12 protein-coding genes are annotated in these 11,387 nt (G+C 53.7%); 10 read left to right on the plus strand and 2 right to left on the minus strand.

Annotation, left to right across the window (positions count from 1 at the left end):
* On the plus strand, positions 1-304 hold a 304-nt coding region (locus OXG87_22785), incomplete at its 5' end, for a DUF1800 family protein (protein ID MCY3872381.1).
* 67 nt (positions 305-371) lie between these two features.
* Here OXG87_22785 and OXG87_22790 read toward each other — a convergent pair.
* Entirely contained in the window at positions 372-1,871 is a 1,500-nt protein-coding gene (locus tag OXG87_22790) for a sulfatase-like hydrolase/transferase (protein ID MCY3872382.1), read from the minus strand.
* Between the two features lie 20 nt (positions 1,872-1,891).
* On the minus strand, positions 1,892-3,214 hold the full coding sequence (locus OXG87_22795; GenBank protein MCY3872383.1) for a sulfatase-like hydrolase/transferase: 1,323 nt from the start codon (positions 3,212-3,214) through the stop codon (positions 1,892-1,894).
* A gap of 24 nt (positions 3,215-3,238) precedes the next feature.
* On the opposite strand from OXG87_22795, the gene OXG87_22800 reads away from it, so the two are divergent.
* The 9 genes from OXG87_22800 (at position 3,239) to OXG87_22840 (ending at position 11,339) form a co-directional block, all read left to right on the plus strand.
* Positions 3,239-3,979, plus strand: a complete 741-nt coding sequence (locus tag OXG87_22800) for a phytanoyl-CoA dioxygenase family protein (GenBank protein MCY3872384.1) — start codon at positions 3,239-3,241, stop codon at positions 3,977-3,979.
* Between the two features lie 12 nt (positions 3,980-3,991).
* Positions 3,992-4,828 carry a phytanoyl-CoA dioxygenase family protein gene (locus tag OXG87_22805; protein ID MCY3872385.1) on the plus strand — a complete coding sequence of 279 codons (837 nt, stop codon included), beginning with the start codon at positions 3,992-3,994 and terminating at the stop codon, positions 4,826-4,828.
* A 15-nt stretch (positions 4,829-4,843) separates the two neighbouring features.
* On the plus strand, positions 4,844-5,764 hold the full coding sequence (locus OXG87_22810; protein ID MCY3872386.1) for an alpha/beta hydrolase: 921 nt from the start codon (positions 4,844-4,846) through the stop codon (positions 5,762-5,764).
* Between the two features lie 41 nt (positions 5,765-5,805).
* Entirely contained in the window at positions 5,806-6,699 is an 894-nt protein-coding gene (locus tag OXG87_22815) for a phytanoyl-CoA dioxygenase family protein (protein MCY3872387.1), read from the plus strand.
* 71 nt (positions 6,700-6,770) lie between these two features.
* Positions 6,771-7,625, plus strand: coding sequence for a phytanoyl-CoA dioxygenase family protein (locus OXG87_22820; GenBank protein ID MCY3872388.1), 855 nt, complete (start codon positions 6,771-6,773; stop codon positions 7,623-7,625).
* A 22-nt stretch (positions 7,626-7,647) separates the two neighbouring features.
* Positions 7,648-8,418, plus strand: coding sequence for a phytanoyl-CoA dioxygenase family protein (locus tag OXG87_22825; GenBank protein ID MCY3872389.1), 771 nt, complete (start codon positions 7,648-7,650; stop codon positions 8,416-8,418).
* Positions 8,408-9,874, plus strand: a complete 1,467-nt coding sequence (locus tag OXG87_22830) for a sulfatase-like hydrolase/transferase (protein ID MCY3872390.1) — start codon at positions 8,408-8,410, stop codon at positions 9,872-9,874. Before OXG87_22825 ends, OXG87_22830 begins: the two co-directional genes overlap by 11 nt.
* 21 nt (positions 9,875-9,895) lie before the next feature.
* Positions 9,896-10,369 carry a cupin domain-containing protein gene (locus OXG87_22835; protein ID MCY3872391.1) on the plus strand — a complete coding sequence of 158 codons (474 nt, stop codon included), beginning with the start codon at positions 9,896-9,898 and terminating at the stop codon, positions 10,367-10,369.
* Positions 10,370-10,394: 25 nt separating this feature from the next.
* On the plus strand, positions 10,395-11,339 hold the full coding sequence (locus tag OXG87_22840) for an NAD(P)-dependent oxidoreductase (GenBank protein ID MCY3872392.1): 945 nt from the start codon (positions 10,395-10,397) through the stop codon (positions 11,337-11,339).
* Positions 11,340-11,387 lie beyond the last annotated feature (48 nt).

Genomic DNA, 11,387 nt, shown 5'->3' on the forward strand with positions numbered 1-11,387 from the left:
GGGTTTTCCGGATTATGCCGAGTCGTGGGCAAATTCGGGTACGCTGATCGCGCGATGGAATTTTGGCGTGCGTCTGGCGATGGGTAGGATTGGGGGGGTTGTACTGAAGCAGTTGCCCAGGCAGAGCGAGCATACGCCAACGACGGAAGAGGCATTGGCGATGTATAGCAAGTTGTTATTACCAGCACAGGATACGAGTGCTATTGCGTCAGAGGTCAAAAAGATGGTTCCCGCAGATGCTAAGCGCAAAGATATGCAGGTGGTGAGTATATTGATCGGGTCGCCGGAGTTTCAATACCGGTAGATAGATGCGCTGGTTTCAAGTGAAAAGACTCGGGTGTCGAAGGGCATTCGAGTCTTTTGCGTTTAATTTACCCCATCTCGTCTATCCGTTCACATTTTTCATTCAGGCGCTGTTCGGCATCGGTGCCGCGCATTTGATGGGTGTGTGGGGCTATGCGAGGGGCTACGGTGGTGTATCCCCGGGCGTTTGGTCCTCTGTTTTTGGTTGTGCCTTCCAGTACGGTTTTGAGGTCGGCGATGTCGCCGCGCCAGGATAAGAGGGCGTGGCGCAGTTCGTTGCGGATTTCGCGATGGTCTGGATGATTGTATAGATCGATTTGTTCTTTGGGATCGTTGATGCGGTCAAATAGACGGCCTTCGTCTTCTTCAAAGAAGTAGGCGAGTTTCCAGCGTTTGGTGGCGACGGCACAGGATTTGTAGAGGGTGGCGACGGCGCAGCGGCGGGGGGATTGTTCGCCTCTGGTGAGTGGGGTGAAGAGGTCGAATCCCTGCATGGAGGGGCATTCGGTGCCAGCAGCCGCGAGGAGGGTGGTGGTGATGTCGTTCCAGATGGCGAAGTCGCGCGTTTCTCCTTGCGGAAGGGTGCCTGGCATGCTCATGATAAAGGGGACGCGCCAGGATTCATCGTGGAAGTTGTGTTTGTCATTAAAGCCGTGGTCGAAGAATTGCTGCCCGTGATCGGATGTGAAGATGATCAGGGTGTTTTCCCGGAGGTTGTTCTGGTCGAGGTAGTCCAGGATGCGACCGAGGAGGGCGTCGCAGTACGCGGCATACGCATAATAGATTTTGCGGAGTTCCATGATGGTGTCGCGATATTGCGGGTCGTAGATGCGGCCAATAGCTTCTCGCCAGTATTTGATGGTGTTTGGGTCTTCGCCCGGATGGCATTCGTTTTCGGGTTTGATGCCGAGCAGGCGTTTGGTGTGTGTGGGTTGATTTTGTTCTTCGCGGTGGGTGTAATTGAGGTCGGGCAGGTTGTCGCAGTTGTCGTAAAAGGTGAGCCAGTCGCCTGGTGGACATTCGGGTGGATGCGGTGCGGGGAATGAGCAGAAGGCAAAGAAGGGACCCGAATTACGCTTGACGACTTTGTCGATTTGTTCGATGGTTTGTTTGGCAAAAAAGGTGTCGAGAAAGTGTTCTTCGGGTACGGGTGTGGGTTGTTTGTGGCAGTCCTGGGGTGTGAACCCGTGTTTTGGGATGTATTCTCTGTAGTCGTCCTGACCGATGATGATGTCGAAGGTGTCAGGGGTTTGTCCAAAGTGTTGTTTGCCGACCATGATGTTGGTGTATCCCTGTTCTTTGAGGAGGTCGGGTAGGGTTGGGAAGTGGGTGAGGCGTGTCATGCCGTTTTCCCATACGCCGTGTATGGGGGTGTGCAGACCGGTGATGAGGCTGCTGCGCGAGGGGTTGCATACGGGCGAGGGCGTGTGTCCCTGTGTGAACATGACGCCTTCGGCTGCGAGGCGATCTGCATGAGGTGAATGTGCAAAGGGACTGCCCATGCAGTTGAGGGTGTCCCAGCGCTGGGTGTCTGTTGTGATGAGCAGGAGGTTGGGGTGTTCGATCATGTGTGTTCCTTTTGTGGTATTTAGTACTGGCCCGACAGGTCTGGCACGGTGAATTCGAAGCGTTCCTGGGCGTCTGAAAGCCGTTTTTGCATGTCGGCAACGCGATGGGCATAAGCGGGGTCGGCGATGGCGTTGGTGTATTCGTCGGGGTCGTTGACGAGGTCGTAATATTCGTCGCCTTCGCCTTCTCGGATGTAGTGGATGAGTTTTTCGGTTTGGGTTCTCAAGCAGACCATTGTTGGGAAATACGGATAGGGCGGGTCTTCGAAGTATTCGAAGAAGAGGTCTTCTCGAGGTAGTTCGCCTTCGTCGGTCAGGCGTGGTCTCAGGGAGTGGCCGTGGTAGTGATCGGGCACGCCGAGACCGGATACGTCCATGATGGTTGCCGGGATGTCGAGGCTGATTACGTCGGTTTGTTCTACGCGACCGGGGTTGGCGATGAGGTCGGGATAGCGCATGAGATAGGGTACGCGGATGGATGGGTCATACATCCAGCGTTTGTCGCCGAGGCCAAATTCGCCGTGGAAGTAGCCGTGGTCGCTGGTGTGTACGACGAGTGTGTTGTTGGTGTGTCCAATGGCGTCAATTTTGTCGAGTACCCGGCCCAGGGCATCATCTACGCCGCGCACGGTGCGTACGTAGTTGCGCATAAAGGTGTCGTAGCGTTCGTTGTCTTCGAAGTTGTAAGGACGTTCGCGAAGGGTTCTGGCTTTGCCATCGCGAGACGCGCCCAGGGCGTTGGGTTTGGGGAGTTCGTCATCGGAATAGGCATGGGCATGACGCGGCGGTGGGGTGAAGGGTCCGTGAGGGGCTTTGTACCACAGGCAGATTGCCCAGGGACGGTCGTCGTTTTGGTCGAGAAATTGTTCGACGTAGTCGGCGAGGAGGTCGGTGTTGTATCCCCGATGTTTGACTTCTTCACCGTCGATGATAAAGATCGGGTCTTCGTAGTCTCCTTGACCGCGAAAACTGACCCAGCGTTCAAATCCGGGTTTGGGGTCGCCGCTGGGGAGGTCAATGCCTTCGGTTCCGTAGTGTATTTTCCCAAAGAAGCCCGTGCGATATCCGGCTTTTTGTAATTGCTCGGGCCAGGTTGCGAGGTCGGAGCGAATCGGTGCGCGGTTGTGCGCTGCCCGGTGGGTGTGAGGATAAACACCGGAAAGATGGCTGGCTCGGCTGGGCGCGCAAAGGGGTATGGCGGTGAAGCCATTGGCAAAGCGGACGCCTTCACGGGCGAGGCGGTCCATAGCAGGTGTATCGATGAAGGGATGTCCCGCACATCCCATGCAGTCGTGTCGCTGGTCGTCGCACATGGAAAAGAGAATGTTGGGTTGTCTGGTCATTGTGAGTCTCCGGAAGGGGTTGGTATGTCACTGTTGACGGCTGAGGATAAAACTTTTTTTGTGGAAAATGGCTATCTCATTCGGCACGATATGTTGAGCGAGGGTCAAATTCAAGGGGCGGTCGATACACTTTGGCGTTATATTGAAGCAGATCGCGATGATCCGCAGACCTGGATAGATGCCGGGCCGCGAAGTCCAGATTGTTGGGATCATCCCGCGATTCGCGCAACGCTTTACGAAACGGATTTGTTTGCGATGTGCAGGGAACTGGCTGGCGATTTGAGCGATGATGCAGATCCTTCGACGATTCTGGTGTATCCGAGTGGCAGCGATGAGTGGGCGATTAAGTTGCCACATCTGGATGGTTATAATAAGAGCGAGCAAGCAACCGTGGGGTTCACGATTGGGGTGACGGTTTATCTGAGTGATGTGGCTCCGCGTGGCGGGGGGTTTACACTGTGGCCCGGTAGCCATAAGACTGTGGCAGAATTTTTCAAGTCGCATTCCTTGCTGGGTCTCAATATGCATCATCCCGGCGGTATTGTCGAGCGCGATATGGGCCGCATTTTCGATCTGAATGAACCTGTTGAGTTGGTCGGGCGAGCAGGTACTGCGTGTATCTGGCACGGGTATATGGTTCACAGCGGTACGTCGAATTGTAGCGATCAGATACGGATGGCTCTGGTGAGTCGCATGAGTACAAAAAATTGGGATCTGTTGCAGTTTGAGACGCCGGATGATATGTGGAAATATTGGGAAGTGTGAAGGAGAATTGTCATGGATTTTGTAAAATTGAGCGATGAGCAACGAGAGTTTTTTGATGCGGAAGGGTATCTGGTGGTGGAGGATGTTCTGGGGGCTGAGGAAATCGCGCGGTTGACGGATGCGTGTGATGCGATGATGGCGTCTTATAATGATAGGGGAAGGGCGTACAAGCAGTTTCGAGACGGGATTGTGGAGGAGCCGGTGTTTCGCTCTTTGATTGCACATTCGGGGACGGTGCCTCTGGTGATACAACTTTTGAGTCCAGACATTCATTTGCAGAATACGGCGATTATTTACAAGGATCCAGAGGATGCCGAGACGACGGAGCCGATGCGTAGTTGGCATCGGGATATTGGGATTACGCAGGAGATCGGGCATGCGTATCAGCCTCGCGTGGGGATTAAGGTGTGTTATTGTTTGACGGATTTCCCGGGACCGGATTCGGGGATTACGCGGTTTGCGAGGAGGAGTCATGTGTTGAATGAACCGCTGGGTATTCCGAGAGGCGAGGTCGATCCGCCCGAGGTGGTGCAGCCGGTGTGTAAGGCGGGGGATGCGCTGTTTTTTGAGAATCGCATTTTTCACACCAAGTCGCCAAATTTGAGCCATCGCACGTCCAGGGTGGTTATTTTGGGGTATAGTTATAAGTGGATTCGGAATGGTTTTTATCTGGAGAATTTAGATGATGACGTGATCGCAGATTTGAGCGATATTGAAAAGCAGCTTCTGGATGTGCCGTTGAGTGATAGTCCCAACTTGAGCGCGAGGGCAAATACGTATCCGCTTACTGATTGGGCAGAGGAATACGGGGTGACGCCGGAGCAGGTTCCGTGGACAGTTGAGGTTTAGGGATAGGAGGAAGTAATGCGCGTTGGGAGATGGATTTTATGCTGCATTTTGTTTGGGACAACAGGTGTATATGCTCAGGAGGCTGAGAGAAAAGGGACGCCGCCCACGCTTGAGAATGTGGCTTATGGTCCTTATGAGCGCAATGTGCTGGATTTCTGGAGGGCAGAGTCGGATGCGCCAGCACCTGTTTTGATTTTTATTCACGGGGGTGGGTTTGTCGGTGGTAATAAAAGGGGTGTTCGCGGCAGTGTGGTTGTTGAGACTTGTTTGGAAAAGGGCGTTTCATTTGCGGCGATTAATTACAGGTTTAGAAATACTGCGCCCATACAGGATATTTTGCGCGATGCAGCGCGTGCGGTGCAGTTTATCAGATACAATGCCGAAGCGTGGCACGTCGATCCCAAACGCATCGCTTCTTATGGTGGCTCTGCCGGTGCGGGGACTTCGATATGGCTGGCGTTTCACGATGATCTGGCCGATCCCGATAGTGAAGATCTCGTGCTTCGCCAATCTTCGCGCATTGTGGCGGCGGGGTTTCGCAATGGTCAGTTTTCCTATGATATATTTCAATGGGAGTCTGTGCTCGGTTTGCCTGCTGAGAATTTTTATTCCAGGGATGTCTCGTTTTACGGTCTGGCTACGTTTGATGAAGCGGAGACCGAAAAGGGCAAGCAGATTCGGGCGGATGTGGATATGCGCGGGTTGATTACAAAAGATGACCCTCCTGTGTTTTTGTTTTGTAGTCAAAGGGGTGGGGTGCCCCAAAATCGCAATCATTATGTTCATCATCCCAAACATGCAATTGCGATCAAAGAGCGGTGCGATGAAGCGGGTGTGGAGGTGGAGATGTATTTGCCGAAGATGGGGTCGCCACCGCCGGGGAATGTGAATCAGGCGATGCTGGCGTTCTTTTTTAAGCATTTGAAGGTTCAGTAGGGGCGGGTTTCGCAACCCGCCCATTTGCACAGGAGGTTGTTGTGGCGTTCAAGGTATTGACAGACGCGCAGGCCGCGCATTTTGTCGAGAAGGGATACGTGAAGTTAGAGGGGTGTTTTGAGAAGGCAGAGATTCAGGATTGGCTCGATCTGGCGTATCTGCGATTGGGGTATGACAGGGATGATCCCACGACCTGGGTGGAGGATCGCATTCACATGCCGTCAATGAATCGGCGGGCAGTTGCCGATCTCGCGCCAAAAGCATGGGATGGGATATGCGATGTGATGGGCGGGGCAGAGCGCATCGAGGGTGAGCCTTCGTGGGGGGATGGGTTTATTATTAATTTTCACAAAGATGCCGATGATCCATGGGTTCCGTCGGCAAAGAGCGGGGGATGGCACAAGGATGGCAATTTTTTTCGGCATTTTCTGGATAGTCCAGAGCAGGGTTTGTTGACGGTGGTTGTTTGGGATGATGTGTTGCCCAATAGCGGCGGTACGTATCTCGCGCCGGATTCGATTCCAAAAGTTGCGCGGTTTTTGTACGATCATCCCGAGGGGCTGGAACCGACGGGTTCGTTTGGAAAGATGATTGAGGGATGTGAGGAATTTGTCGAGGCGACGGGTAATGCGGGTGATGTGTATCTGATTCATCCGTATATGTTGCATTCTGCTGCGCCAAATCCTTCGGGGCGTCCGCGGTTTATTACGAATCCTCCGGTTGCGTTTAAAGAGCCTATGAATTTCAATCGCGAGGATCCCGATGATTTTTCACTGGTGGAGAGGGTGGTGTTGCGGGCGCTGGGTGTCGAGCGATTGGATTACCGCATTACGGGCAAGCGAGAGCGGTATTATACGGAGTTTCGCCGCGAACGAGAGCGCATGCTGGTGGAGCAGAAGGCGCGTTTGGCAGAGCTTGAAGAGGAGGTTGTATGAGTTGATGTGCAGGTGTGGGAGAATTGGGAGAGGGGTTTTCCACTCACACGGAGTTAGAGGAGGCTTGTGTTATGGACGCGAGATGTCTGGATTATTGTGTGACCGAAGAGGAGCGGTTGAAGTTTGAACGCGATGGGTTTTTTATTCTCGAGAGCGTGTTGCCAGAGAATCTGGTGGATGAGTTGGTGCCGGTTGTAGATCGCGTGGATGGCGCGTATCGAGAGCGAGAGGGCATTGGGCCGAATCAGCGGTCGAATAAGCTGGATTTTATCGGGCAGGATGATTTGTTTTTGGAGTTGCTCGATTGGTATAAGACTTTTCCAAAGGTATGGGGGTTGCTGAATTGGAATATTCAGCTTTATCATTCTCATATGATTGTGACGCCTCCTGTTGGTCCGGGAAAGTCGCTTGAGAAGGATGGTCCGGGGCTTGGTTTTCACCAGGATAGCGGTCGCCTCAATCTCGATATTGAAACGAATCCGCGTCCGAGGATTTCGCTGAAGGTGGCGTTCTTTTTGACGGATGCATCAGAGCCTGGTCGCGGGAATTTTGTTGTGGTTCCCGGTTCGCATCTGGGCAATGTGTTTCCGGGCGAAAGTCGCTCAGAAATGCCCGAGAGCGGTATGCAGGTGTGTGTGCCGAAAGGTAGTGCGGTTATTTTTGATCGACGTATCTGGCATTCGAGCAGTACCAATTATTGGAATTCGCCCAGGCGTACGCTGTTTTACGGCTATAGCTATCGCTGGTTGCGGCCCCGCGACAATATGACGGTGGATCATTTTTTGGAGCGTAGCGACCCCATTCGCAGACAGTTGTTGGGTGCGAGTCCTTCGGGCGGTTTTGGATATACGTCACCCAAACCCGAAGATGTGCCTTTGAAGGCGTGGATTGAGGAGCATTTGGGTGAGAAAGCCGTGGCGGCGTAGTGGTAAATAGAAGGAATGTACCATGGGATTGCTCACCCGTGATGAGAAACAATTTTTTAAAGATAATGGGTATCTCGTTAAGCGGGATGTTTTGCCTGAGGATTTGATGGAACGCGCTGTAGATGGTCTGTGGCACGGTGTTTGGGCAGACCGCAGCGATCCTCAGACGTGGGTGAATGCGGAGCCGAAAAAGCCCGAGAGCAAGACTCCGACGTTGCACCGGTCTATTGTGTACGATTACGGCGTGTTTGATATGGCCGAAGAGATGGCGGGCAAAGGGCGGCTAACCGAGTGGGCTGAGCCGACGCCGTTGTTCCGCTATCCCACGGGTACGGATCAATGGTCAAAGCCTTCGGGCGGGCATGTAGATGGCTACGGGCAAAAGGATTTGACGGTGGCTGGTTTTACGATTGCCGCAACCGTTTATCTCAATGATATCAAGTCCCGCTCGGGAGGATTTTGTGTGTGGCCCGGTACGCATGCAAAGATGGCGGATTATTTCAAGTCGCATTCTTTGCTGAGTGTGAATCGCCAGTTTTTAGATCCCGATGAACCAGCTACTCAGATTCACATGGGGACGATTATTGATTTGCCCGATCCAATGGAGATTACAGGTCCCGCGGGGACGGTGGTTTTCTGGCACGGTTTGATGGTTCACAGCGCGAGTAAGAATTGCAGTCGCAATATCCGCATGGGATTGTTTACGCGATTTAAGTGGAAGAATTGGAATGAGTTGCAGTTTGAGACGCCAGATGATATGTGGGAGTACTGGGAGGGATTAAATGGCAGATAGACCTAATATCATTTTTATTTTGACTGATCAACATCGCCTGTCGGGCGTGAGTGCTTATGGCGATACGCCGTGTCGTACGCCGAATATTGATCGCCTCGCGGCAGAGGGTGTGTTGTTTGAGAATGCTTATACGGTTTATCCGGTGTGTAGTCCGGCGCGGGGGACGCTGCAAACGGGCGTGTATCCGCATACCCATGGTATTACGTCAAATATCCACGAGGTGGGGTGTAGCGTTCACGAGTTGGAGGACCGGCCCGAACTGTTGTCGCGGCGCTTGCAAGCGACGGGGTATGGGACGGGATATACGGGAAAGTGGCATCTCGGTTCTGAGAAGACGCAAACATTTCAGGGCTCGAATAGGCCATCTTCGCCTTCTCGTATCGGGTATGAAGGGCAGGATTTTGCCGGGCACGGCGGGGCTGGTTCGAGTTATTCGGATTATCAGGCCTGGGCGCGGGCAAAGGGTTATGAGCCGGGCGTGAAGCCCTGGGCTGAGGCGACTACGATGGTCCGCAATGGGGTGGGTGAGTTGACTGTGCCAACTGAGGCTTCTGTGCCGGCTTATCTGGTGGATAATGTGATTGAGATGAGCAGGTCGTTTCGGGAGCGCGATTTGCCGTATTTTATCAGTTTGAATTTCTGGGGTCCGCATGGGCCGTATCACGCGACGGGAGAGTTTGTGGATTGGTATCGGGATGTGGAGATTCCGCCGTGGGGAAATTACGAGTGGCCCTCGCGAGAGATTCCCGGTCCGCATCATTTGAAGATTCATTGGGATAAGGAAAATTTGACGTGGGAAGATTGGGCGATGGCGGTGCGCTATTATTATGCGCGGGTGTCGATGATTGATAGTCAGATTGGTCGGTTGTACGATTATTTGAAGGTGAGTGGGGAATTGGACAATACGGTGCTGATTTTTACGGCGGATCACGGCGAGACGCTGGGCAGTCACGGGGGGTTGCTGGATAAGGGGTGGCATCATTTTGAAGAGACGCATCATGTTCCGATGATTATCCGGCTGCCGGATGGTTCGCATGCGGGAGAGCGCGTTGCGGAGTTTGCTTCGCTGGCGGATATGTATCCCACGATTTTGGATCTGGCTGGTGGATCTTACGATGGGGATGCGATTCACGGTGCGTCGCTGTTGCCGCTTGTTCGCGGTGAGGCGACGGAGTGGCGGGATGCTGTGGTGACGGAGTTTTTGGGGTTGGGCAATGTGGCTACGTCGATGAAGATGCTGCGTATGGGGGATTTGAAATACGGGTGCAATTTGACGGGGCAGGACGAGTTGTACGATCTGAAGAACGATCCGCATGAGATGAATAATGTGATTGATGATCCGGATTATGCCGATGATGTGGCGCGATTGAAGGCGCGGTTGCAGCAGTGGATGGTGGAGACCAATGATCCGGCTTTGCGGATGTATCGTTGGCGCGAGCGCGAGGCGATTGGATAGGGTGTTCTGCGAGGAGGTGTTATGGGGAACAAAAAGGATTGGCGCAATCATGGGGTGCGGGTGGTGACGGGCGATCAGTTGGATTTTAATACGCCGCAGACGCCGGGGATGACGCGGGCGGCGGCGATTAATCGTGCGAGTGCGGGGGCCGAGAAGCTGTGGGCAGGTACGGTTGAGATTCATCCGAATGCAAAGACTGGCGCGCATCACCACGGGGCACTGGAGAGTGTGATTTATGTGGTGAGCGGGAAGGCGCGCATGCGGTGGGGCGATCAGTTGGAGTATGTGGCAGAGGCGGGTCCGGGCGATTTTATCTATGTGCCACCCTATGTGCCGCATCAGGAGATCAATGCCAGTGTGGATGAGCCTCTGGAGTGCGTGCTGGTGCGCAGCGATCAAGAGCCTGTGGTGGTGAATCTGGATATTCCAGTTGTTGAAGAACCGGAGAAGGTGTATTGGGTCGATCCGATCCATCCAGATCCGAGAGATGATTAACATTTAGCATTTGAGAGGTGAGAGGGTGAAACGAAAATTGGGATATGTGGGGCTGGGGATGATGGGTGGTGGGATGGCGAGTCATTTGGTTGCGAGTGGTTATGATGTCGCGGTTCACGATTTGCGCGATGAAGCGGTGCAGGTTTTGCAGGAGAAGGGGGCAACGGGGGTGAATACGCCCCGGGCGGTTGCCGAGCAGTCGGAGGTTGTTATTTCTTCGCTGCCGACGCCACAGGCTGTTGAGCAAGTCGCTTTGGGACCGGATGGTATTGTTTCCGGGTTGTCGGAGGGGCAGGTTTATATCGATATGAGTTCGATTGACCCGGATACGACGCGCAGGGTTGGCAGGGTTATAGCGGAAAAGGGCGGGTATATGCTGGATGTGCCTGTGGGCAAGGGTCCGGCAGACGCGGCACGGGGAGGATTGACGCTGATGATCGGCGGCGATGCCGATGTGGTGGCGTCTGTGCAAGATGTGCTGGATACATTGGGCGACGAGCAGTTTTATTGTGGCGAGTTGGGCATGGGTGTGACGACTAAGCTGGTCAATAATCTGGTGTCGTGTTCGGTTGCTACGCTGTTGGGTGAGGCTTTTGCGATGGGTGCTGCTGCGGGATTGGATGTGGGTGTGTTGTGGAATGTGATGTCGAATACGGCTGCAAATTCGTCGCATTTGCAGGGGAGTTTTAAGCGCCGCGCACTGGTGCGAAATTTTGAACCCTATTTTAAGCTGAGATTGTCGCATAAGGATCTCGGGTTGGCTGCGCAGATGGCCGCTTCACTGGGTGCGACAAATTTGATGGGCGCGGCAGCGTATCAGATTCAGACCATAGCGATGGGGATGGGGTTGGGCGATGAAGATCAGACAGCGTCGATTAAGGTGGCGGAGAAGACTGCGGGGACTGAAGTCAACCACCCACGGCTAAAGCCAGTGGGCTTGTCCCTGCCACATGATTCCCCCGGTGGTTGACACCACCATTGGGGGTATGGCGAGACTTTAGGCTTGTTGACACAAAGC

The sequence above is a fragment of the Gemmatimonadota bacterium genome (genome assembly GCA_026706845.1).
In the GTDB taxonomy this organism is placed as follows: Bacteria; Latescibacterota; UBA2968; order UBA2968; family UBA2968; genus VXRD01.